At 66.5% G+C, this 23,538-nt stretch carries 22 protein-coding genes and 1 pseudogene; 16 read left to right on the forward strand and 7 right to left on the reverse strand.

Annotation, left to right across the window (positions count from 1 at the left end; all coding sequences use genetic code 11):
• Positions 1-47 precede the first annotated feature (47 nt).
• Positions 48-431: a VOC family protein gene (locus tag H8M03_RS11300; RefSeq protein ID WP_187479531.1), complete on the reverse strand. Its 384-nt coding sequence runs from the start codon at positions 429-431 to the stop codon at positions 48-50.
• A gap of 106 nt (positions 432-537) precedes the next feature.
• Between H8M03_RS11300 and H8M03_RS11305 the strand changes: the two genes are divergently transcribed.
• A complete protein-coding gene (locus tag H8M03_RS11305; protein WP_187479532.1) occupies positions 538-945 on the forward strand; it encodes a hypothetical protein in 408 nt (135 codons plus the stop codon).
• Here H8M03_RS11305 and H8M03_RS11310 read toward each other — a convergent pair.
• Positions 942-1,151: a hypothetical protein gene (locus H8M03_RS11310; RefSeq protein ID WP_187479533.1), complete on the reverse strand. Its 210-nt coding sequence runs from the start codon at positions 1,149-1,151 to the stop codon at positions 942-944. The two genes, H8M03_RS11305 and H8M03_RS11310, sit on opposite strands and share 4 nt — an antisense overlap.
• Before the next feature lie 13 nt (positions 1,152-1,164).
• Positions 1,165-1,416, reverse strand: coding sequence for a circumsporozoite protein (locus H8M03_RS11315; RefSeq protein ID WP_246448880.1), 252 nt, complete (start codon positions 1,414-1,416; stop codon positions 1,165-1,167).
• Between the two features lie 217 nt (positions 1,417-1,633).
• Here H8M03_RS11315 and H8M03_RS11320 point away from each other — a divergent pair, with 217 nt between their 5' ends.
• The 5 genes from H8M03_RS11320 to H8M03_RS11340 all read left to right on the forward strand — a co-directional run bounded on the left by H8M03_RS11320 (position 1,634) and on the right by H8M03_RS11340 (position 9,332).
• Positions 1,634-2,590: an ArsR/SmtB family transcription factor gene (locus H8M03_RS11320; protein WP_187479534.1), complete on the forward strand. Its 957-nt coding sequence runs from the start codon at positions 1,634-1,636 to the stop codon at positions 2,588-2,590.
• A complete protein-coding gene (gene metF, locus H8M03_RS11325) occupies positions 2,587-3,495 on the forward strand; it encodes a methylenetetrahydrofolate reductase (RefSeq protein ID WP_187479535.1) in 909 nt (302 codons plus the stop codon). The genes H8M03_RS11320 and metF overlap by 4 nt, the downstream gene beginning before the upstream one ends.
• Entirely contained in the window at positions 3,492-4,526 is a 1,035-nt protein-coding gene (locus H8M03_RS11330; protein ID WP_187479536.1) for a homocysteine S-methyltransferase family protein, read from the forward strand. Before metF ends, H8M03_RS11330 begins: the two co-directional genes overlap by 4 nt.
• On the forward strand, positions 4,523-7,171 hold the full coding sequence (metH, locus tag H8M03_RS11335; RefSeq protein WP_246448882.1) for a methionine synthase: 2,649 nt from the start codon (positions 4,523-4,525) through the stop codon (positions 7,169-7,171). Before H8M03_RS11330 ends, metH begins: the two co-directional genes overlap by 4 nt.
• A gap of 76 nt (positions 7,172-7,247) precedes the next feature.
• Positions 7,248-9,332 (forward strand): protein-disulfide reductase DsbD family protein, encoded by a 2,085-nt coding sequence (locus H8M03_RS11340; protein WP_187479537.1) that lies wholly within the window; start codon positions 7,248-7,250, stop codon positions 9,330-9,332.
• Here the strand turns inward: H8M03_RS11340 and H8M03_RS12800 are convergent.
• Positions 9,304-10,869, reverse strand: a pseudogene (locus H8M03_RS12800) (amidohydrolase); the annotation flags it as partial. The gene H8M03_RS11340 and the pseudogene H8M03_RS12800 sit on opposite strands and share 29 nt — an antisense overlap.
• Before the next feature lie 52 nt (positions 10,870-10,921).
• On the opposite strand from H8M03_RS12800, the gene H8M03_RS11345 reads away from it, so the two are divergent.
• Together H8M03_RS11345 and H8M03_RS11350 are read left to right on the forward strand one after the other, a co-directional pair.
• A complete protein-coding gene (locus H8M03_RS11345) occupies positions 10,922-12,139 on the forward strand; it encodes a threonine ammonia-lyase (RefSeq protein ID WP_187479538.1) in 1,218 nt (405 codons plus the stop codon).
• Between the two features lie 102 nt (positions 12,140-12,241).
• On the forward strand, positions 12,242-13,051 hold the full coding sequence (locus H8M03_RS11350) for an arginyltransferase (RefSeq protein WP_187479539.1): 810 nt from the start codon (positions 12,242-12,244) through the stop codon (positions 13,049-13,051).
• On the opposite strand, the gene H8M03_RS11355 is transcribed toward H8M03_RS11350, so the two are convergent.
• The gene (locus tag H8M03_RS11355) at positions 13,007-14,107 is read right to left on the reverse strand and encodes a winged helix-turn-helix domain-containing protein (RefSeq protein ID WP_187481086.1); all 1,101 of its coding nucleotides are present in this window, start codon (positions 14,105-14,107) and stop codon (positions 13,007-13,009) included. The two genes, H8M03_RS11350 and H8M03_RS11355, sit on opposite strands and share 45 nt — an antisense overlap.
• An 88-nt stretch (positions 14,108-14,195) precedes the next feature.
• Between H8M03_RS11355 and H8M03_RS11360 the strand changes: the two genes are divergently transcribed.
• The 6 genes from H8M03_RS11360 (at position 14,196) to chrA (ending at position 20,771) form a co-directional block, all read left to right on the forward strand.
• Positions 14,196-14,771: a hypothetical protein gene (locus tag H8M03_RS11360; RefSeq protein WP_187479540.1), complete on the forward strand. Its 576-nt coding sequence runs from the start codon at positions 14,196-14,198 to the stop codon at positions 14,769-14,771.
• 36 nt (positions 14,772-14,807) lie between these two features.
• Positions 14,808-15,248, forward strand: a complete 441-nt coding sequence (locus H8M03_RS11365) for an RrF2 family transcriptional regulator (protein WP_187479541.1) — start codon at positions 14,808-14,810, stop codon at positions 15,246-15,248.
• Between the two features lie 95 nt (positions 15,249-15,343).
• A complete protein-coding gene (locus tag H8M03_RS11370) occupies positions 15,344-16,108 on the forward strand; it encodes a sulfite exporter TauE/SafE family protein (RefSeq protein WP_246448885.1) in 765 nt (254 codons plus the stop codon).
• 56 nt (positions 16,109-16,164) lie between these two features.
• On the forward strand, positions 16,165-18,669 hold the full coding sequence (locus H8M03_RS11375) for a TonB-dependent receptor (RefSeq protein ID WP_187479542.1): 2,505 nt from the start codon (positions 16,165-16,167) through the stop codon (positions 18,667-18,669).
• Positions 18,670-18,767: 98 nt separating this feature from the next.
• Positions 18,768-19,385, forward strand: coding sequence for a TorF family putative porin (locus tag H8M03_RS11380; protein ID WP_187479543.1), 618 nt, complete (start codon positions 18,768-18,770; stop codon positions 19,383-19,385).
• Positions 19,386-19,442: 57 nt separating this feature from the next.
• A complete protein-coding gene (chrA, locus tag H8M03_RS11385) occupies positions 19,443-20,771 on the forward strand; it encodes a chromate efflux transporter (protein WP_246448888.1) in 1,329 nt (442 codons plus the stop codon).
• Between the two features lie 9 nt (positions 20,772-20,780).
• Here chrA and H8M03_RS11390 read toward each other — a convergent pair whose 3' ends face one another.
• Positions 20,781-21,431: a M23 family metallopeptidase gene (locus H8M03_RS11390; RefSeq protein ID WP_187479544.1), complete on the reverse strand. Its 651-nt coding sequence runs from the start codon at positions 21,429-21,431 to the stop codon at positions 20,781-20,783.
• A 105-nt stretch (positions 21,432-21,536) separates the two neighbouring features.
• Positions 21,537-22,250, reverse strand: coding sequence for a response regulator transcription factor CtrA (ctrA, locus tag H8M03_RS11395; RefSeq protein ID WP_187479545.1), 714 nt, complete (start codon positions 22,248-22,250; stop codon positions 21,537-21,539).
• A 214-nt stretch (positions 22,251-22,464) separates the two neighbouring features.
• Between ctrA and H8M03_RS11400 the strand changes: the two genes are divergently transcribed.
• Complete coding sequence (locus H8M03_RS11400; protein ID WP_187479546.1) at positions 22,465-23,139, forward strand: RluA family pseudouridine synthase; 675 nt, start codon at positions 22,465-22,467, stop codon at positions 23,137-23,139.
• Positions 23,129-23,536 (forward strand): alternative ribosome rescue aminoacyl-tRNA hydrolase ArfB, encoded by a 408-nt coding sequence (arfB, locus tag H8M03_RS11405; RefSeq protein ID WP_187479547.1) that lies wholly within the window; start codon positions 23,129-23,131, stop codon positions 23,534-23,536. Before H8M03_RS11400 ends, arfB begins: the two co-directional genes overlap by 11 nt.
• Positions 23,537-23,538: the final 2 nt, after the last annotated feature.

Below are 23,538 nucleotides of genomic sequence, written 5' to 3' on the forward strand. Positions count from 1 at the left end.
CGGCGCTCTAGACCGATGGATGGGGTCGGGCAACAGGGCCTGAAGACCTAGGCGCCGTCCCCTTCGAACAGGCTGAGGATATTGCCGTCCGGGTCCTTGAACCAGGCGGTTTTCATACCGGTGCCGACATAGATGTCGCCGTCCCGTTCCAGGCCCTCGACGTCATAATGTTCGAAGCCGACGCCCTTTTCCTTCAGCGCGGCGACGGTGCCGCCGATGTCGTCCACGGCAAAGGTGATGGCAGTGGCCTTGTTGGTCCCGGCCTCGTCCGAACGGTAGACGGTGATCGGGGTGCCGCCGCCGTCGACGTCGAGCATTTCCCCGCCCATCGCCGGGCTGGTCGGGAGGCCCAGCGTGTCCGCGTAGAAGCTTTGCGCCCGGCCGATGTCGCTGACGGCGATCATCGGCGTTGCCTTGGCGTCCTTGAGCATGGTCGTCCTTTCCGTCGCTTTCCTGACTTTCAGGTAACCTATGCGGTCAACAAACGTTCACCCGCGACAGTGTAGAAATCGATCTTTCAAAAAACAGGTGATCAACATGAAGACTCTTTTCATTCTCGCCGGTGTCGCCGCGCTTACCGCGACCGCTCCGGCCGCGGCCAAGCCCGGCAAGGGCCATGGCCATGGCAATTCGCACGCCACCCATGCCGGCAAGCACGGCGGCCACAACATGTATGGCTATGGCACCGGCAATTGCCCGCCGGGCCTCGCCAAGAAGAATGCGATGTGCATGCCGCCGGGTCAGTTCAAGAAGCTGCACCAGATCGGCCAGCGCTATCCGAACAACTACGGCAACCTGTGGTCGTACAACCAGATCCCGGTCGACCTGCGCACGCAGTACGGGTTCAACGACAACTATCGCTATTATTACGGCGACGGTTACCTCTACCAGGTCGACCCGCGCACCATGCTGATCCAGCAAGTGGTCAACGCAATCCTGCGCTAGGGTTGATTGACGGCGCGCTCGGGCGATCCGAGCGCGTTGTCGTCAATGCCTTCAAGCTCCGCGGGCGCGCGATCGAGCATGTCCTCGGCGTTTTCGAGCTGGCTGTTCTCAGCGCTCGACGGTCGGTCGCTTTCGCCGCAGGCGGCGAGGGCCAGGGCCAATAAAAAAGGGCCGCACGCCAATCGAGGCGTGCGGCCCTTAATCATTGGTGCGACAGCCTTATTCGACGTTCGCAGCAGCGTTGTCCGCCACGTTCTCGACCGCGTCGGACGCATTGTCGATGGCGTTGCTGGCGTCTTCGAGAGCGTTCTCGGCGACGTCTTCGGCGTTCATCGACGCGTTGAGGTCGGCCTCGGCGGCGTTCTCGGTGTAGGTTTCGTTCACCGTCATGTCGTTTTCGGCGGCTTCGTTCTTCGCGCAGGCGGCAAGGCCGAGCGCGAGGACCGCAACGGTCACTGCAACTTTCTTCATGATCGTTCCACTCCCTCAAATTCCCCGGCAAGCGGGGGATGGGCTCGGCCTGTCGCGCGAATCGTGCAGGCCAGCGCGCGGCATTACAGGGGAGCCCCACGGCGCGCAATTGATTAACGGCATGGATTAAGCCGAACTTTGCGCCGTTTCGAACGGCCCGCAAACGCACTCGGCGTTTGACCATATAAAGAATTCTTTATATGTGCGATCCGAAGCCATGAACCCGCTCCCGCTCGCCGACCTGTTCCAGTCCGTGTCCGACCCGACGCGCCTGCGGATTCTTGCCCTGCTGACACGGATGGAGCTGTCGGTCGGCGAACTGGCGCAATTGCTGGAACAGAGCCAGCCGCGGGTGTCGCGCCATGTCCGCATCCTGGCCGACGCCGGGGTGGTCGAGCGGCGCAAGGAGGGCAGCTGGGTGTTCCTTGCCATCGACGGCGCCGAACGCACCCGCCAGCTGCTGCAGCTGATCGACGCCTGGACCGACGCCGGTACGCGCGCCGTCTTCGACCGGGATTCCGAGCGGCTCGATGCCGTCCGCGCCGATCGCGCCGAAGCGGCCGAGCGCTATTTCGCCGCCCATGCCGACGGGTGGGATTCGATCCGCTCGCTCCATGTCGCGGAAACCGAGGTCGAACGCGCGATCGACGGCGCGCTGGATGGGCGCGGGCTTGGCACGCTGGTCGACATCGGCACCGGCACCGGGCGCATGCTCGAACTGTTCGGCCCGCGCGCCGCGGAAGCGATCGGCATCGACCGGTCCTCCGACATGCTCCGGCTGGCCCGGGTCAAGCTGGCCAGCGCGGGCGTGCAGTCGAGCCTTCGCCAGGGCGACATGTACGCGCTGCCGCTGGGCGATTCGGTCGCCGACTGCGTGATCATCCACCAGGTTCTCCACTTCGCCCACGCCCCGGCGCAGGCGATCGCGGAAGCGGCCCGCGTGCTCAGCCCCGGCGGCACGCTGCTGGTCGCCGACTTCGCCGCGCACGAGCGCGAGGAGCTGCGCACCCGCGACGCCCACCTCCGGCTGGGCTTCGGCGACGACGTGATGACCGGCTGGTTCGCCGCCGCCGGGCTCGACGTCGACCATATTGAACATCTTGAAGGCGGGGAGCTGACCGTGACCATCTGGCGCGGCTCCAAGCCCGAGCAGCGAAAGCGCAAGGCCGCATGAACCGTCACCCGCTCTCCGACGATCGCGCCCACCTCGATCCCCTGTTCGCCAAGGCGCGGGGCGATATCGAGGTCAGCTTCGAATTCTTCCCGCCCAAGACGGAGAAGATGGCCGCGACCCTGTGGGATTCGGTCCAGACCCTGGAGCCGCTGCACCCGCGCTTCGTGTCGGTGACCTACGGCGCGGGGGGATCGACCCGCGAACGCACCCACGCGACAGTCAAGCGCATCCTCGAGGAAACCGACCTGACCCCGGCGGCGCATCTGACCTGCGTCGGCGCCAGCCGCGACGAGATCGATGCGGTCGCCCGAGACTATTGGGACATCGGCGTGCGCCACATCGTCGCCCTGCGCGGCGACCCGTCGGAGCCGGGCGCGCGGTTCGAGCCGCATCCCGACGGCTATGCCAACGCCGCCGAGCTGGTCGCCGGCCTCAAGAGGATCGCGCCGTTCGACATTTCGGTCGCCTGCTATCCCGAAATCCACCCGGACAGCGGAACCAAGTCGGCCGATCTCGACAACCTCAAGCGCAAGGTCGACGCCGGCGCCGACCGCACGATCAGCCAATTCTTCTTCTCGGCCGACGCCTTCCTGCGCTTTCGCGACGAAGCGGCAGACGCGGGGATCGACGTGGAAATCGTGCCGGGCATCCTGCCGGTGTCGAACGTCGCCACCACCCGGCGCTTCGCCCAGACCTGCGGGGCCTGCATCCCCGACTGGCTCAATCACATGTTCGAAGGGCTCGACGACTTGCCCGCCGCCCGCCAGCTGATCGCCGCCACCGTCGCGGCCGAACTGTGCGGCCAGCTGTACGCCGAGGGTGTCCGCACCTTCCATTTCTACACGCTCAATCGCGCCGAGCTCAGCTACGCGATCTGCCACCTTCTTGGAGTGCGCCCCCAGTGACCCAGTCCCAAGTCTTCCGGTCGGAAGCGACCCGGCGCATCCTCATCAAGGACGGCGCCTACGGCACGCTGATCCAGGCGGAGAAACTGTCGCCGGAGGCCTATTGCGCGGGCATGGACCTGCTCAAGGACCAGAAGGGCAATAACGACCTGCTCAACCTGACCCAGCCGGACGTCATCCGATCGATCTGCGGGCGGTTCGCCGATTCCGGGGTCGACGTGCTGGCGACCAACACCTTCAACGCAAATCGCATCAGCCAGGCCGATTACGGGGCCGAGGCGCTGGTCGGCGAGATCAACCGCGCCGCCGCGCGGATCACGCGCGAAGTCGCGGATCGCGACGGCAAGACGCGCTGGGTCGCCGGTGCGCTGGGCCCGACCAACAAGACGCTGTCGCTGTCGCCCGACGTCAACGATCCCGCCTTTCGCGAAGTCGATTTCGACACGGTCAAGCAGGTGTACCGCGAACAGGTCGACGCGCTGGTCGAGGGCGGGGTGGACTTCATCCTGGTCGAAACGGTGTTCGACACGCTCAATGCCAAGGCCGCGGTGATGGCGGTGCTGGAGGCCGAGCAGGCGCTGGGCCGCGAACTGCCGCTGATGGTGTCGATGACCCTTACCGACCTTAGCGGCCGCAACCTGTCGGGCCATACGGTCGAAGCCTTCTGGGCCAGCATCCGCCATGCCCGCCCGCTGACCATCGGCCTCAACTGCTCGTTCGGCGCGGCCCAGCTGCGCCCGCACCTGAGCGCGCTGGCCGGGGTCGCGGACGCCCTGGTCATGGCCTATCCCAACGCCGGCCTGCCCAACGAGCTGGGCGAATATGACGAAGCGGCGGAAGAAACCGCGGCCCAGGTCGGCGAATGGATTCGCGACGGGCTGGTCAACGTCGTCGGCGGTTGCTGCGGCACTACGCCGGCGCACATCGCCGCCATCGCCCGGATCGCCGCCGGCAAGCCGCCGCGCACCGTCCCGCAGCCGCGCCGGCAGACCCTGCTGGCGGGCCTCGAGCCGATGGTGATCGCGGCGTGAACGAGCTTTCCGACGTGAATGCCGATCCCGAACAGCAAGCTGCGGCCGGCGCCCGCTTCGTCAATGTCGGCGAACGGACCAATGTCACCGGGTCGGCCAAGTTCAAGAAACTGATCCTGGCCGGCGATTATGACGCGGCGGTCGAAGTCGCGCGCCAGCAGGTGGAAAACGGCGCCCAGATCATCGACGTCAACGTCGACGAGGCGCTGCTCGATTCCGAAGCGGCGATGACGACCTTCCTCAAGCGTATCGCGGCCGAGCCGGACATCGCCCGGGTGCCGGTGATGATCGACAGTTCGAAGTGGAGCGTGATCGAAGCCGGCCTGAAATGCGTGTCGGGCAAGCCGATCGTCAATTCGATCAGCCTCAAGGAAGGCGACGACGCGTTCCTTGAACTGGCGCGCAAGTGCCGCGCCTATGGCGCCGCGGCGGTGGTCATGGCGTTCGACGAGACCGGCCAGGCCGACACCAAGGCGCGCAAGGTCGAGATTTGCGAGCGCGCCTACAAGACGCTGGTCGCCGACGGCACCGAGCCGCAGGACATCATTTTCGACCCCAACATCTTTGCTGTCGCCACCGGCATCGACGAGCATCGCCGCTACGCGATCGACTTCATCGAGGCTGCCCGGGAAATCCGCCGCCGCTGTCCCGGCGCGCATATTTCGGGCGGGCTGTCCAACCTGAGCTTCTCGTTCCGCGGCAACGAACCGGTACGCCGGGCGATGCACAGCATCTTCCTGTTCCACGCCATCCCGGCGGGGATGGACATGGGCATCGTCAACGCCGGCCAGCTGGACGTGTACGACCAGATCGACCCGGAGCTGCGCGAGGCGTGCGAGGACGTCATTCTCGACCGCCGCGACGACGCCACCGAACGGCTGGTCGAGCTCGCCGAGAAATATCGCGGGACCGACGCGGCGACCGAAAAAGCGGCGGCCGAATGGCGCTCGCTGCCGGTGCCGGAGCGGCTGTCCTATGCGCTGGTCAAGGGCATCGACGCGCACATCGTCGACGATACCGAAGAGATGCGCCAGCAGATCGCCGCCGCCGCCGGCCGGCCGATCGAGGTCATCGAAGGCCCGTTGATGGACGGCATGAACGTCGTCGGCGACCTGTTCGGGTCGGGTAAGATGTTCCTGCCGCAAGTCGTCAAGTCCGCCCGCGTGATGAAAAAGGCCGTCGCCCACCTCATCCCGTTCATCGAGGAAGAGAAAGAGCGCACCGGCGCGACGCAGGGCAAGGGCAAGGTCGTGATGGCGACCGTCAAGGGCGACGTTCACGACATCGGCAAGAACATCGTTGGCGTCGTTCTGCAGTGCAACGGCTTCGAGGTCATCGACTTGGGCGTGATGGTCCCGTGGCAGGACATCCTGCAGTCGGCCAACGACAACAATGCCGACATGATCGGGCTGTCTGGACTGATCACCCCGTCGCTGGACGAAATGGTCACGGTCGCGGGCGAGATGCAGCGGCTGGGGCTGAAGACGCCGTTGCTGATCGGCGGGGCGACCACCAGCAAGGCGCATACCGCCTTGCGCATCGACCCGGCCTATGAAGGGCCGGTGATCCATGTGCTCGACGCCAGCCGCGCCGTCGGCGTCGCGTCCAGCCTGGTTTCCGACACCCAGCGCGAACCGCTGATCGCCGCGACCGCGGGCGATTACGACACGCTGCGCAAGTCGCGCGAGCGCAGCGGCCATAGCGAGCTGGCAAAGTTGGCCGACGCCCGCGCCAATCCCTTCGCCTACGACCCGTCGGGCCAGGCACCACCGCCGGTCCGCCCGGGGCTTCACCAGTTCGGCGAATGGCCGCTGCGCGACCTGCGCGCGTCGATCGACTGGACGCCCTTCTTCCGCGCGTGGGAGCTGGCCGGCAATTACCCCGCGATCCTCGACGACGATGTAGTCGGCGCCAGCGCGCGCAGCCTGTTCGACGACGCGCAGGCGATGCTCGAACGGATGATCGCCGAACGCTGGGTCACGCCAAAGGCCACCGTCGGCCTGTGGCGGTGCAAGCGCGAAGGTGACGACGTGCTGATCCTGGCCGGCAACGACTGGGTCCGCGTGCCTTTCCTGCGCCAGCAGGTGAAGAAGCGGGAAGGCCGCTCCAACATGTGCCTGGCCGATTTCATCAACCCGGAAGGCGAGGACTGGATCGGCGGGTTCGCCGTCGGCATCCACGGCCTGTCGCCGCACCTCGAGCGGTTCAAGGCGGAGAATGACGATTATTCGGACATCCTGCTCAAGGCATTGTCCGACCGCCTTGCCGAAAGCTTCGCGGAGGTTCTGCACGCCGAGGTTCGCAACCGCATCTGGGGTTATGCCGAAGAGCATTTTTCGACTGCCGACCTGATCCGCGAGCAATTCCAGGGCATCCGCCCGGCGCCGGGCTATCCGGCCTGTCCGGACCACAGCCTGAAGCCGATCCTGTTCGAGATGCTCGGCGGCAATCCGGGCGAAGTGTCGCTGACGGAGAATTTCGCGATGCTGCCGACGTCAGCGGTGTCGGGCTTCTACTTCGGCCACCGCGACAGCCAGTATTTCGGCGTCGCCCGCATCGGTCGCGACCAGCTGGAAGATTATGCCGGCCGGCGCGGCGTCGATGTCGATCAGGCCGAACGCTGGCTGCGGCCGAACCTGGACTAGGTCCGCCACCATTCGTCCCCCGCGGCTTGGCGCAGGTCGAACGGATGTTTGCATGTCGCGCGCGGGCTTGTAGCGCATGGCGATGCTTCGCCGCCTGATCCTCCTGCTCGCGCTGCTGCTCGCGCCGACGTGGGCGCAGGCGCGCGGAATCGATCCCGAACTGGTCGCCGAAGGTCCCGCGGTGCCGGGCGGCGAGGTCGAGCTGGCGATCGTAATGCGCACCAAGCCCGGATGGCACGGCTATTGGTTGAACCCCGGCGACGCCGGCCTGCCGATGGACGTCAAATGGTCGCTTCCGGCCGGTTATTCGGTCGGCACGTTCCACTATCCGGTGCCTGGCCGGCTGCTGATCGGCGGCATCATGAATTACGTCTACGAACATGATTATGCCGTCCTCGCGCGGCTGAAGGTGCCGGCGGGCGCCAGCGGCATCGTGCCCATCCGCGCCAGCGCGACATGGCTGGCCTGCACCGACAAGATCTGCGTTCCCGAAAGCGGCGAACTGGCGCTCGACCTGGCGGTCGGGACCGGCGCGTCGAAGCGCGCGCAGTTCGACCAGTGGCGCCGCGCGCTGCCGCGTCCGCTCGCGACCCAGGCGCGCTTCGAAGAGCGCAACGGCAAGGTGCGGATCGCCGTTCCCCTGCCGGCCAGCGTCGCGGTCGACGATCCCTATTTCTTTCCCGCGGAAGACGGCGTCGCTGACTATGCGGGCGTGCAGGTGTTTCGCCGCGACGGCGACACGCTGATCGCCGAACTGCCCGGCGGGGGCCGGACGCCGCCGCGGATCAGCGGCGTGCTGGCGATTGGCGAGGGCGATGGCCTGGAGTTGACGGCCGTGCCGGGCCCGGTGCCGCAGGGCGGGGCCCCGGTCGGCGCGCTGGGCGACAACGCACTTTTGTGGGCGGTGCTCGGTGCGATCCTCGGCGGCATCCTGCTCAACCTGATGCCCTGCGTCTTTCCGATCCTCGCGCTCAAGGCGCTGCATCTCGCTCGGAGCGGCGGGGACGCGGGTCATGCGCGGCGCGACGCGCTGGCCTATGCCGGCGGCGCGATCCTCGGCACCGGTGCGCTGGGCCTGGCGCTGCTGGCGATCCGCGCGGGCGGGAATGCCGCGGGGTGGGCGTTCCAGTTGCAGGACCCGCGATCGATCATGCTGCTGTTGCTGCTGGCGACCGCGATCACCGCCAATCTGGTCGGCCTGTTCCAGTTGCCGACGGTCGGCGGCGGAACGCGGCCGGCGGGGAGCTTTGGCACCGGCGCGCTGGCGGCCTTCGTCGCCACGCCCTGCGCCGGGCCATTCCTCGGCGCAGCACTGGGGACGGCACTGCTGCTGCCACTCTATGGCTCGGTCCTGGTGTTTGCCGCGCTTGGCCTCGGGCTGGCGCTGCCGTTCCTTGCAGTCGCCTTCATCCCCGCGCTGCGGCGAAAGCTGCCCGCGCCGGGGCCGTGGATGCAGCGGCTGCAACGTTTTCTGGCGATCCCCATGGCCGCCACCGCGATCGGCGCGATCTGGCTGCTCTATCGCGAAGCGGGGATGACCGGCCTGTGGATCGGTATAGCGGCGGCCGCTGTACTGCTGGCCGCGCTGGTGCTGGTTGGCCGCGGGCAGCGGTCTGGCGGCGCGCTCATCTGGCTGGGCACCGGCGTTGCCGCGCTCGCCGTGGCCGGTGCGATCGCCGTCGCGCCGCAGCGCAACGAAGCCGCGCTGGCGAAGATCGAGGGCGCCGAACCCTGGAGCGAGGCGGCGGTGCAAAAGGTGCTCGCTTCCGGCCGTCCGGCCTTCGTCTATTTTACCGCCGACTGGTGCCTGACGTGCAAGGTCAACGAGGCCGCGGCGATCGACCGCGACAGCGTCCGCGCCGCGTTCGACCAGTCGGGGGTCCAGGTGTTCGCCGCCGATTGGACCAACGGCGATCCGGCCATCACCCGCTTTCTGGAGGGCCGCGGCCGTGCCGGCGTTCCGCTTTACCTGTGGTATGCGCCGGGCAAGCCGCCGGAGGAGTTGCCGCAGGTGCTCACCCCCGCCATGCTTACTTCCCGCGCTCGGGCACCACGCTGGCGGGCCGCTCCCAGACCTTTCGGCCCGCGACCCAGGTTTCGACGACCTGGGTCCGGCCGAGCGCCTGCGCATCGACCTGCGTCGGATCGCGGTCGACGATGATGAAGTCCGCCCACTTGCCCGGCTCCAGAGCGCCGATCCTTTGTTCGGCAAAGCCGGCGTAGGCGGCATCGCGAGTGAAGCCGCGGAGCGCTTCGCCCAGCGTCAGCCGCTCCGCCGGGATCCAGCCGCCGGGTGGCTGGCCGTTGAGGTCCTGGCGGCTGATCGCCGCGGACAGGCCCGGGAAGGGATTGGGCGATTCGACCGGAAAATCCGAGCCGAGGGCCAGCCGCGCGCCGCTGCGCAGCACCGACCGCCAGGCGTAGGCGCCGCCCAGCCGGTCTGGGCCCAGCCGCGCTTCGGCCATCGTTCGGTCGCTGGTCTGGTGCGTGGGCTGCATCGACGCGATGATCCCTGCCGGCTTCAGCCGCGCGATATCGGCCGGGTCGGCAACCTGAAAATGTTCGATCCGCCAGCGCCGGTCGCCGCCATGCGCCCGGGCCAACGTTTCGAATGCGGCAATGGCCTGCGCGTTGGCGGCATCACCGATCGCATGAACCGCGACCTGGATGCCCGCCTTGGCCGCTTCGTCCGCCTTGGCGAGGAGTTCGGCATCCTGGAGAAATTGCAGTCCGCGCGTGTCCGGCTTGTCGGCATAAGGCTGTTTCAACCACGCGCCGCGCGAGCCGAGCGCGCCGTCGCCGTACAGCTTTACCCCGCCCAAGCGCAGCCGGTCAGCGTACAGCCAGTCGGTCGGTCCGTTCGGCGCCAGCTTGCGCAGATTATCCATGTCTAGGGCATAAGCGATGATGCGGATGTCGAGCCGGCCGGCATCGCCCGCACGGCGAAAGGCGGCCCAGCCGGCGGGGTCGGTGCCCATGTCGGCGGCGGCGGTGATCCCGACCGACAGCAACGCCTGCTGGGTCTTGGCCAGCGCCTCGTCCATCTGCGCGTCGCTTGGCGCGGGGACCTTGTCGGACACCAGGGCGGAGGCGGCGTCGACCAGCAGGCCGGTCGGGCGGCCGTCGGCGTCGCGCTCGATCTTGCCGCCGCTCGGGTCCGTGGTGGCCGCGGTCACGCCCGCCGCACGCAGCGCGGCGCTGTTGACGACGATCGCGTGTCCGTCGACCCGTTCCAGCACTACCGGCCGGTCGCCGACCACGGCATCGAGGTCGGCGGCGGTCGGAAAGCGCTTGTCCGGCCACATTTCCTGGTTCCAGCCGCGCCCGCCGATCCAGGCGGCGTCGGGATGCCGGGCGGCATAGTCGCGCAGCCGGGTCTTGAGGTCGTCGAGCGAGCGGGTGCCGACGAGGTCGAGCTGGATCGCGGCAAGGCCGATGCCCATCACATGGCCGTGCGCATCGATCAGCCCGGGCAGGACCGTGCGCCCGTTGAGGTCGATCACCCGCGTCGCTGCGGGCCGCGGTTCGTCGGCGCGGACCAGCCGCAGCACGCGCCCGTCATCATCGACCAGCAGGCCTTGGAACGACGTGATCGAACCGTCCGCCGCAGCCTGAATCCCGTTGGCGTTGGCGAACAGCGTCTGGGCCGGCGCGGGCGCGGCGAGCAGGGCGGCGAGGGCGAGAAGCGTGCGTTTCATCGACCCCGCTTAGCATTGTCGGCGACCAAGTGAACGGCTACGCCCGCCGCCGATGAGTGAGCGTCCCACGATTGACGATATCCGCGCCGCGGCCACGCGGATCGAAGGCGCGGTGCTGCGCACGCCGATGCTGCACAGCAAGATCCTGTCCGACGCAATCGGCGCGGAAATCTGGCTCAAGTTCGAAAATCTGCAATTCACGTCCGCCTACAAGGAGCGCGGCGCGCTCAACAAATTGCTGCAGCTGTCGGACGAGGAACGGTCGCGCGGAGTCATCGCCGCGTCAGCCGGCAATCATTCGCAGGCGGTGGCCTATCACGCCCGGCGGCTGGGCATTCCGGCGGTCATCGTCATGCCCGAGGCGACGCCGACGATGAAGGTCACGCAGACGGAGGGCCATGGCGCGAAGGTCGTGCTGCATGGCGCGATGTTCGACGATGCCTATGCCAAGGCGCGCGAGCTCGAAGCGGCGGAAGGCTATGCCTTCGTCCATCCGTTCGACGATCCGCAGATCATCGCCGGGGCCGGGACGGTCGGGCTGGAAATGCTCGAAGACGTGCCGGACCTCGACACGATCGTGGTGCCGATCGGCGGCGGCGGGTTGATGTCCGGCGTGTCGATCGCGGCGCGGGCGATCAAGCCGGGCATCGAGCTGATCGGGGTTGAGGCCGAACTCTACCCGTCGATGAAATGCGAAATCGACCGGTGCAGCCTGCCGCTCGGCGGCGACACGCTGGCCGAGGGCATTGCAGTCAAGAACCCGGGCGTGCTGACCGCTGAGATCCTCAAGGACAATCTCGACGATCTCGTGCTGGTCGCCGAACGCGATATCGAAAGCGCGGTGGCGATGCTGGTGACGATCGAAAAGACGGTCGTCGAAGGCGCCGGCGCCGCGGGGCTAGCGGCGATGCTGGACGATCCGGCGCGTTTTTCGGGCAAGAAGGTCGCGACCCTGCTGTGCGGCGGCAACATCGACACGCATTTGCTGGCCAACGTGCTGGTCCGCGACCTCGTCCGCCAGGGCCGCATCGCGCGGCTGCGCGTCGCGGCGCAGGACCAGCCGGGCGCGCTGGCGCGGATCACCGACCAGTTTCACGAAGCGGGCGTCAACATCATCGAGATTCGCCACAGCCGCATCTTCACCGCGCTGCCGGCCAAGGACACGGTGATCGAGGTGGAATGCGAAGCCCGCGATTCGGCCGCCATCGATCAGGTCGAAGCGATGCTGAAAGCCGCCGGCTTCCACGTCGACCGCGCCTCGCTCGACTAATCGGCAGTCCTGATACGGGACAGTTTGCGGCCAACCGCCGCAATGTCCGGCCACCAAGTCTTTTCAATCGCGTTTACCAGTCGCATAAACGCGAGTGAAACCATGAGTGCACCGTTCCGCTTTCCCAAGTTCTTCGTCACGAACCCTTCGCCGTGCCCGTATCTTCCGAACCGGGTCGAGCGGAAGGTGTTCACGGAACTGAGCGGACGCAGCGCCAGCGAACTCAACGAAGCGCTCGGCCGGATCGGTTTTCGCCGCAGCCAGTCGGTCGCCTATCGCCCCAGCTGCGTCGATTGCAGCGCCTGCGTTTCGGTGCGCGTCGTGGCGTCGGAATTCGAAGCCAGCGGGACCCAGCGCAAGCTGCTGCGCCGCCACGGCGACCTGGAAGTGTCCGCCTGCCAGCCGTGGACGACGGAAGAACAATATGCGCTGCTGCGCCGCTACCTGGCGGTGCGTCACCCCGGCGGCGGCATGGCGGAAATGGACGAGACCGACTTTGCCGACATGGTCGAGCAGACGCCGGTACGCACCTACATGATCGAATATCGCGAGCCGTCGACCGACGGCAATCCGGGGCGGCTAGTCGGGTGCTGCCTGTCCGATCATCAGGCCGACGGCCTGTCGATGATCTACAGCTTCTTCGACACCGGGCCGGACGCGCGCAAGGGGCTGGGGACGTATATCATCCTCGACCACATCGTTCGCGCCGCGCGGGCCGGGCTGCCGTTCGTCTATCTCGGCTATTGGGTCGAAGGGTCGCGGCGGATGGATTACAAGACGCGCTTCCGCCCGCTCGAACGGCTGGGCCGCGACGGGTGGCGCCGGATGGAAGAGTCCGAACTGCCCGAAGGGCCCGCCGAACTGTCCTTACCCTTCCGCCGGGAGCGGATGCGGCTGTCGATCGACGCGTGACGCCCAGTGGGCGTGGAGCTTGTGCTCCGCGACCGCCATCGCCCCGACGACGCAGCCCGCGAACAGCGCGCCTTCCAGTCCCGCAAGAACCGCCTGGCTGACCGGTCCGAAATCGGCTTCCCCGAACAGCGCGCCGATCTGGTCCAGCCGCAGGCGCGAGTCCGGAAAGGACCGGGCAAGTTGCGCCAGGCTTCCGCCCATCATCCGCCCGCCAAGCAGCGCGATGGACAAGCCGGCCGCCGCGCCGAGCGCGCCCGCCATCAGGATCGCGCGCCGGACCGGGGTCTCTTCGCGCATTGCCAGCCACGTTCCGATACCGACCGCGGCGCCGAGGACCAGCCCCTCGGCAGCTCCGGTGAAATCGCCGGGCGAGCGACCGAACAGCAGTTCGAAGGCGTCGCGACCGACCAGCTTGACGACCGCGCCGACGATGAGCCCGCCGGCCGCACCGCCGGCGATGGTCCAGCGGTCGAAGGGGCGCGACAGGGTGCCGGCGGCGGCGATGCCCAGCGACACGCCCGCCGCGCCGAGGACGGCGACAAGGCTGGTGATCGCAAGCAGCACCAGCAGCACCGACGTCGCGCCCGTGCCCGGCCCGAGCGGCGCTCCTGACGCGGCAAAACCGTAAAACAGTCCGCCGAACAGGCCGGCAATGCCGCCGCCGACGATACCTGCGGCGGCGAGTACCGGCAGGCGTGGCAGCGGACCCGCATCCGATAACGGCACGGGCCGGCGCGCGGACGTTTCGACCCGCGCGATGAACCGATAGCCATGCTTGGGCACGGTTTCGATGAACCGCGGCCGCGCCGCGTCGTCGCCAAGCTGGCGGCGCAGCATACGCACGCACTGGGTGAGCGCTTCGTCGGTGACGGGGACGCCGTTCCATACCTCGTCGAGGAAGCGATCCTTGGACACCAGCCGCCCGTCTTCGCGCACCAGCAGCGCGAGCGCGTCGAAATAACGATTATTCAACTCGACCGGCGTGTCGCCGCGCCGCAACCGGCGCTCGCCCTCGTCGAGGGTGAAATCGTCGAAGCGATAGACTGCGGATCCCATTATTCAGCGATTCCTCAGCCCGCGCTCATGCCGTTCATCGTCGCTCCTGCGCATACGCGCACGGTGAAATTTTCCAGGAGGCAAGGCAATGGCAGACGATATCGCAATGGGCAAAAGGACAGGCGCATTTCCATGGCGCTGGGTCGGCTGGGGGCTTGCGGGGACGTTGCTGCTGCTGCCGCTGGCGGCGATGCAGGTGACGTCCGAGGTCAACTGGGACGGGACCGATTTCCTGTTCGCGGCAATTGTCTTCGGACTGGTCGGCGGGTTGATCGAGCTGGCCGTGTGGCGCTCCACGTCGTGGATCTATCGGGCCGGCGTCTTCGTCGCGGTCGCGTGCGGTTTTCTGCAGACGTGGATCAGCGGGGCCGTGGGCATCATCGGCGGCGAGGAAAATCCGGCCGACATCCTGTACCTTGCGGTGGTGGCCGTCGCGATCGTCGGATCGTTGCTTGCGCTTGGCCGCCCACGTGGGATGGTGTGGGCAATGCTGGCGGCTGCCGCAGTCGAAATCGCGGTGCCTTTCCTGGCCGTTGCCCTGATTCCCGAAGCCAAGGACGTGGCGCAAGACGCCAAGGTCGCGGTCCTTACCGGCGGCTTCACCGCCATGTGGCTGGCGGCGGCGATGCTGTTCCGGCGTGCGGCCCGGGCAGGGACGGCCTGACTTCGCATTTCCCTAGCTGGCCGCTATGGATTGGCCATGCTTTCCCAGAAGACCCGCTACGCGTTGCGCTCCCTGCTCTATCTGGCGGAGCAGGGGGCGGAAAAGCCGGTGCCGCTGGCGCGCATCGCGTCGACCCAGCAGATCCCGCCCAAATATCTCGAATTGATCATGCTCGACCTTAAAAAGGCGCAGCTGGTGACCAGCCGCCGCGGGCCGCACGGCGGCTATGTCCTCGGCCGCGACCCGGCGGACATTTCCTTCGGCGAAATCGTCCGCATTCTCGAAGGCCCGATCGCGCTCGTCCCCTGCGCCAGCGTCAATTTCTATGCGCCGTGCGGCGATTGTCATGACGAAGACAGCTGCGCGATTCGACGCGCGTTTGCGCAAGTGCGCGAGGAGAGCGCGCGGTTGCTGGAGGGTATCTCGCTGGCCGACGGCGCGGAGTGGGAGCGGCAGTCAGGACAGGCCGATCGATAATTCCCTATTGTCTAGTAGGAAACTAGGGATAATATAAGCTCACCTGATTCGCACGGGCCGCATCATGCCGCCTGGACAGCAGGAGGAGCCTTGTCGTGTTCGACTTTTCTTCGATAACCCTTCTCGACATCCTGCCGTTCATCGCGGTCGGTTTCGCGGCGCAGCTGATCGACGGTGCGCTGGGCATGGCCTTTGGTGTCATTTCCACCACCCTGCTGGTGAGCATCGGCGTACCGCCCGCTGCCGCGTCGGCCGGCGTCCACACGGTCGAAACCTTCACCACCGGCGTGTCGGGCGTCAGCCACATCATCAACCGCAACGTCGACTGGAAACTGCTGGCGCGGCTGGCCATTCCGGGCGTCATCGGCGGTGTCCTTGGCGCATACGTGCTGACGCAGATCGACGCCGGCACGGTCAAGCCGTTCATCCTCGCGTATCTGTCCGCGATCGGCATTTACCTGATCTATCGCGGCCTGCGCTTTCCGCCCGAACACAAGCCCGCCCGCGTGGTCGAACCGCTTGGCCTGGCCGGCGGTTTCCTCGACGCGGCCGGCGGCGGCGGCTGGGGCCCGGTGGTCACCGGCAACCTGCTCGCCCAGGGCGCCGAGCCGCGGCGCACGATCGGTACGGTCAACACCGCGGAATTCTTTCTTACCGTGAGCATTTCGATCACCTTCATCGCCACGCTCGGCTGGGCGGCCTTCACTATCGCCACGCTCGGCCTGCTGATCGGCGGCGTCGTTGCCGCACCGCTCGGCGCATGGGCGGCGAAGATCGTGCCGCCCAAGCCGCTGCTGGTCGCGGTCGGCATCGTCCTCACCGTCACCAGCCTCTACGGCATCTACAAAGCGCTCGCCTAGCGGCCGCCGTTCGACCCGGGCCAGCACCGGGCATCACAACAGCTTAGGAACTTAGCATGATTGCACGTGCAATACTGATCGGCGGAGCCTTGTCTGCGATTGCTGCATCGCCCGCCATTGCGCAGGACGCGGCTCCGGTTCCGACCGAAACCGAAAGCGCGCAGGACGCGGCCCCAGTCTCGGCCGATACCGATACCCTGCAGGACGCAACGGTGCCGGAAGGTTCGCCTTCGTCCGTCGGAACAGGCGCTGACGAAGGCAGCGATATCGTCGTGACCGCGCGACGGCGGTCCGAGACGGCGCAGGATGTGCCGATCGCAATCTCCGTCGTCGGCGGAGAGCATATCGACAACACGGGCTCGTTCAATGTCGGCAGGCTTCAGCAATTGACGCCGACGCTTCAGTTCTACAGCTCCAACCCGCGCAACACCGCCGTCAACATTCGCGGTATCGGCGTCCCGTTCGGCCTCACCAACGACGGGATCGAGCAGGGTGTCGGTATCTATGTCGACGACGTGTATTACTCGCGGGTCGCGTCCGCGACGTTCGACTTCCTCGACGTTGCCCAGATCGAAGTGCTGCGCGGGCCGCAAGGCACGCTGTACGGCAAGAACACGACCGCCGGCGCGATCAACATCACCACACGGCAGCCAACGTTCGATTTCGAAGCGCGGGGCGAAGTCAGCTTCGGCAACCTTGGCTTCAGGCAGGTCAAGGGCGCGGTCTCAGGTCCGCTCAGCAGCAATGTCGCTGCGCGCGTAGCCTTTTCCGGCACCAATCGCCGCGGCACCATCTATAACGTGACCACAGACAAGTGGATCAACGCGCAGGACAATATCGGCGTGCGCGGCCAGCTGCTGTGGGAACCCAGCAGCGTTATCGACGTCTCCCTCGCTGCCGACTTCAGCCGCCAGAATCCCGAATGCTGCGGCACCGTCTTCGTTCGCACCGGCCTGACCCAACGCTCGCTCGCCCGCCAGTACGATGCGCTTGCCGAGGCGCAGAATTACCAGGTCGTCAGCACCGATCCGTTCGATCGCAAAACCGATATCGACGCCAGCCTGAATGCCGGCAACGAATTGGGTGGTCTGGCCCTTCGCGCCAACTGGGATGTCGGCCCGGGCAAGCTGACGTCCGTCACCGCCTGGCGCTATTGGGACTGGAAGCCGGAAAACGACCGCGACTTCACCGGGCTTCCTATCACGACGAAGTCAATGAACCCGTCGCAGCACGAACAATGGACCCAGGAATTCCGCTTCAGCGGCGATTCCGGCCGGCTTGATTATGTCGTCGGGCTGTTCGGTTTCCACCAAAAGGTCCGCACCCAAGGTGTCCAGGAGCAGGGTCCCGCCGCCAGCCGTTGGCTGCTGTCAGGCGACCTTGCGAACGACCCGTCGGTGCTTAACGGCCTAACGGCGGAAAACGACATCCGCCTAGACAACACCAGTGCCGCGCTGTTCGGGCAGTTGAGTTTCCGGGTTACCGACGCTTTCACGATCCAGCCCGGTGTCCGCATCAACTACGACCAGAAGGATGGATCGTACGATTCCGTGGTGACCAACGGCGATGGGCAACTGGTCACGTTCGGCAGCACCGATCCGCGCATCGTCGCGCAGCGCGGCGTCCTTGCGCCGCAACAATTTCAGGTCGACTACAGCGATTGGAACGTCAGCTACGACCTTACGGCGAGCTACCGGTTCGCGCCGACGCTGCTGGCCTATGCGACCTACGCGAAGAGCTTCAAATCGGGCGGCGTCAACCTGAATGGCGTGCCGGCGGATTCCACCGGCAACCCGATCCTGGCCGCGGCGACCGTCAAGCCGGAAGCAGTCAATCATTATGAGGCGGGCCTGAAATCCGAATTCTTCGGCCGCCGCGCGATCGCCAACCTTGCGTTCTTCCGGACCGATATTCGCGATTACCAGGCGCTGGTGACCAACGGCCAGCTTGGCGTGCTTCGCGGCTATCTCGCCAATGCCGAAAAAGTCCGGACGCAAGGCGTCGAAATTGACTTTTCGATCCGGCCGACGGAGCGGTTCAACGCCTATGTAAATGGCGCGTACACCGACGCCAAATATGTGCGGTTTGTCGACGCCCCATGCCCGCCGGAGCTTTCGGGCGGCACCACCGCTGCCCCCGGTCAGGCGCCAAGCCCGCCCGGCACGCCCGGCGGAATCAGCGCCGCGAATTGCGACATTTCGGGCCAGCGGTTGCCCGGCGTTTCGAAATGGGCATCGTCATTCGGGGCCGAGGCCAACCTTCCGGCAACGCTGCTGGGTCGGGCAGGGCAAGTCTACTTCGGCTATGACGGCAGCCTTCGGTCCAACTTCTCATCCAATCCCACGCCGTCAGATTACACGTGGGTCGACGGCTACTCGCTGCATCATTTCCGTGCCGGATTCCGCGCCGACCGGGCGTTCAACGTCTTCGCCTGGGTCCGCAATGCGTTCGGGAAGGATTATTTCGAGCAGTTGCAGGTGCCGAGCGGCAACACCGGGCTGATCGTCGGAAACCCCGGCGATCCGCGCACCTACGGCGCGACCGTCCAGGTCGAATTCTAAGGTGCGTAGAGTTGCCCCACGCGATGAAAAGGCTGGACTTTGCAAGTCCGGCTCCGCTTCTCCCGTGGGCGCAACATCACGCCTTGGAGTTTGCAACGATGTGGGACCTTCCGCCGGTCGACCCGGCATTCGAGATCAGCGTCGCCAGCCGCGGCATGTCGAAGGGCATTGCCCAGACCGACGGCGTCCAGGTGCTGCCCAAGGCCAGCCTCAAGCTCGGCGATGTTCAGGTCGGCGCGCAGTGGAAGAACGTTACCTCGCCGGTCGCCGACGGCGAGGCCGCGCTCTTCGTCAACGTCGGCAGGCAGGTCGCCGGTTTTCAGGTCGGGGGCGGTATCGCCTACAAGTTCCAGACCAACGTCAAGGAACCGACGGACGACACGTCATGGGAATTTTCCGCCAACGCCTCGCGCAAGTTCGGCCGCATCTCGGGCCGGATGAGTGCGGTCTACAGCCCCGATGATCTCGGCGGCGGGCGCCGGTCGCTCTACCTTGATGGAGGACCGACGTTCGACATCGACAAGGCGACCAAGCTGTCGGCCAACCTTGGCCACCGCAGCCGCGTCAACGGCGTCGATTACACGTCGTTCAACGCGGGCGTTACGCGCAGTTTCAAGGCGCTCAGCCTGGATTTGCGCTATTACGATACCAACCGCGGAGAGGCTGGGGAAAATTATGGCGAGCGCGTCGTCTTGCTGGGCCGTCTGTCCTTTTAGCAAGCGGCGGTCGCGCTGACCGCCGCGGTCCCGCACGTCGTCCCCTTCGCGGAGGGCGTGCGCACCTGGGCGCGCATTGCGGCACTCAGCTTTGGCGGGCCGGCGGGACAGATCGCGGTCATGCACCGCATCCTCGTCGAGGAGAAGAAATGGATCGGCGACGACCGTTTCCTCCACGCGCTCAACTATTGCATGCTGCTCCCCGGGCCCGAGGCGCAGCAGCTGGCCACCTATATCGGCTGGTTGCTGCACCGCACGCGGGGCGGGCTGGTCGCCGGCGGCCTGTTCATCCTGCCGGGCTTCCTCGCCATTCTCGCGCTCAGCTACGTCTACGTCCTGTTGGGCCGCTTGCCGGTGGTCGAAGGCCTGTTCTTCGGGCTGCGCGCGGCGGTCATTGCCATCGTCCTCCAGGCGCTGATCCGCATCGGGTCTCGCTCGCTGACCAATCGCGCGCGATGGGCGGTGGCGATCGTCGCCTTCGTCGCGATCTTCGCGTTCGGCGTGCCCTTTCCGCTGATCATTCTCGCGGCCGGGTTGATCGGGCTGGCGACCGCCCGGGCCGGATTCAGTGCTTTTGCCGGCGGGGCAGGGCACGCGTCTGGCGGCGTGCATGTCGCCGACCGCGACACGGTCCTTGGCGAAAGACTGCCCGACCATGCGCGGCCGAACTGGTCATGGTCGCTGCGTATTTCCGGAGTGCTGCTGCTGCTTTGGCTGGGACCGGTGGTCGCGTTGCTGGCGCTGCTCGGCCCGGACGACGTGTTCAGCCGCATTGCCGTTTTCTTCAGCCAGATGGCGGTGGTCACGTTCGGCGGCGCTTATGCCGTGCTGGCGTACGTCTCGCAGCAGGCGGTCGGGCAATATGGCTGGGTCACCGCGCCGGAAATGCTCGACGGGCTCGGCCTGGCCGAATCCACGCCCGGGCCGCTGATCATGGTCACGCAATTCGTCGGCTTCCTTGGCGCCTATCGCGCGGCGGGGCTGCTCGAGCCTCTGGCCGCGGCAACACTCGGCGCATTGCTGACCACCTGGGTGACGTTCGTGCCCTGTTTCCTGTGGATTTTCCTTGGCGCCCCCGTGATCGAGCGGCTGCGCAGCAACCGCGCCCTGACCGGCGCCTTGTCGGCGATCACCGCCGCGGTCGTCGGGGTCATCGCCAATCTTGCCGCATGGTTCGCGTTGCACGCCTTGTTCGACGCCCGGCGCAACGTCGCGCTGGGCCCGTTGACGCTCGAAGTGCCGGTCTGGACGCAACTAAACCTTGCCATGGCCGCGCTGACGCTGGCGGCGATGGTCGCGATATTCCGGTTCAGGCTGGGCGTGGTGCCGGTGCTGCTCGGCACGGCCATTGCGGGGATCGTCTTGCGCCTGGCGGATCTGGCCTAGGCAAAGCGCCTACTGGCCGGCAGGGCTTTCGAGCTTTTTATAGAGTTTGCCGGCGGCGCGCTGGTCCCAGCGGATCTGCAGCGGTTCGACCCCGCGATATGCGCCGACATGGACGTGCGGTGCATAGGACGGGCCGTTATTGCCGACCTTGGCGACAACGTCGCCGGCCTTCACGCGCTGGTCCAGCTTGATCGCGAAATCGGTGACGTGGGCAAGGACGACGACCAGCCCGTCGTCGCGCGTGATCTGGATCATCGCCGCCGGCGGCTTGCCGCGCTGTCCGGGCTCGTTGACCTTGGCGTTCGGAAACAGGCCGGTGACGACGCCATCGATCGGCGCAAGCACGTCCTTCTGCCATGAAAACCAGTCGGCGTTGGTTTTGCCATCGGTGCGAAATTGGCGGGCGAACGACCGGTTTTCCCCGAACACCCCGCCGACGATCTGGCAATCGGTGCCAAGCGCATCGCCCACGATCGATTCTTCGCCGGCCGGATGTTCGCCGCAATTGAAATAATCGGCGAAGATCGGGTGCAGGACGACTGCCTGGATCGGACCTTCAGGCTCGACCGCCTGGGGCGGTTCGGAAAAGCGATAATCCTGCGCGGCGGACAAGGCGAAGGCCGCGGCCCCCACGGACAGGCATCGGACAAACTGGTTCATGGGCATGTTGTGACCTTGCCGCGCAGTGCGTGCAACCGCTTTGATGCAAAGGAAAAAGGCGAAGCCTCGCGGCCTCGCCTTCTCCACCCCTCCAGGAAAATCGGTTCAGGCGGCGACGGTTTCCGGCACCGGCTCGCTGACTTCGTCCGGATCGCGCAGGACATAGCCGCGGCCCCAGACGGTTTCGATGTAATTGGCGCCGCCGCAGGCAAGGCTCAGCTTCTTGCGCAGCTTGCAGATGAAGACGTCGATGATCTTGAGCTCGGGCTCGTCCATGCCGCCGTAGAGATGGTTGAGGAACATCTCTTTCGTCAGCGTCGTGCCCTTGCGGAGCGACAAGAGCTCCAGCATCGCATATTCCTTGCCGGTCAGATGCACGCGGGCGCCGTCGACCTCGACCGTCTTGGCGTCGAGATTGACCGCAAGCTTGCCGGTGCGGATGACCGACTGGCTGTGGCCCTTCGAACGGCGCACGATGGCGTGGATGCGGGCGACCAGCTCGTCGCGGTGGAATGGCTTGGTAACGTAATCGTCGGCGCCGAAGCCCAGCGCGCGGACCTTCGAATCCATTTCGCCAATGCCCGACAGAATGAGGACCGGCGTCGTGACCTTGGACGTGCGCAGCTTCTTGAGCACGTCATAGCCGTGCATGTCCGGCAGGTTCAGGTCGAGTAGGATGATGTCGTAATCGTACAGCTTGCCCAGATCGAGGCCTTCCTCGCCCAGGTCGGTAGTATAGACGTTGAAGCCTTCGGTGCCGAGCATCAGCTCAATGCTCTTGGCGGTCGTCGGCTCGTCTTCGATCAGCAGTACGCGCATCGATAAATCCCCCCGTTCGCGGCCCGTCAGGGTAACCCCCTCTTAACGGCCTTGAAGCGTCCATTAACCATTCGAGGGATGAAGGCAAAAGGTTAATAAAGTGTAACAGGCTGGAATCCTTTGATTCGTTGCGGGCGAGTCACAGGTTCGTCCACAGCCCCTCCTGACGCCCGTGCATTGCGTCGCCGCCGCACTGCCCGCATGGACGCAAACCATGAGCCTTGAAGACCGCATATTGTTCATCGATGGCGAAGCGATCGTCATCGACAAGCCCGCCGGGCTTCCGGTCGACGCGCCGCGGCGCGGCGGCGAAAGCCTTGTCGGGCGCGCGGGCGAATTGCGCTGCGGCTTCCGTTCGTCGCCGGTGCCGATGCACCGGCTGGACCAGGACACCAGCGGCTGCCTGCTGCTGGCGCGCAACGCCAATGCGCGGCGCACTTTCCAGCAGGCATTCGAAGCGCGCGGCGTGCGCAAGGCGTATCTGGCGGTGATTGCGTCGGAGCTGTCGGAGGCGGGCGGGACGATCGAACTCGCGCTGGCCAAGCAATCGAGCGCCGACGCCGGCTGGCGCATGGTCGCCGACCCTGCGGGACAGGAAGCGGTCACCAACTGGCGGCGGATCGCGGTTCGCGACGGCCATACGCTGGTCGAATTCACGCCGGTCACCGGCCGCACCCACCAGATCCGCGCGCACGCCCGCGCGGCCTTCGGCCGGGGCATCGTCGGCGACCGGGTCTACGGCGTACCGGGCGGGTCGATGCTACTTCACGCGTCGCGGCTGGTGGTCCCGCGGCCGGGCAAGCCGGACATCGACGCGACCGCGCCCCTGCCGGATTATTTCGGGGACTGGCGAACGCTCGATACGCTCGGACCGGGCGATGAAGCCTGAAGATGTCACCATCCCCGAAGAGGCGCTGAGCGAGAGCTTCCTCGCCGCCACCGGGCCGGGTGGGCAGAACGTCAACAAGGTTGCGACCGCGGTCCAACTGCGCGTCGACATCGAACGCCTGGGGCTCGATCCCGCGGTCGAGCGGCGGCTGGCCGCGCTTGCCGGGTCGCGGCTGACCAACGACGGCGAATTGCTGATCACCGCGCGCCGCTATCGCACGCAGGACGCCAACCGGGCGGATGCTCGGCTGCGACTGGCAGAGCTGATCGTGAAAGCCCATATCGTTCCCAAGACACGCCGCCCGACCCGCCCAAGCCGGGCGGCCAAGGCCCGGCGCGTCGATGCCAAGAAGCAACGCAGCCAGGTCAAGCAGGGCCGCGGCAAGGTGGATTACTGAAG

Source organism: Sphingomonas sabuli, from assembly GCF_014352855.1.
In the GTDB taxonomy this organism is placed as follows: domain Bacteria; phylum Pseudomonadota; class Alphaproteobacteria; order Sphingomonadales; family Sphingomonadaceae; genus Sphingomicrobium; species Sphingomicrobium sabuli.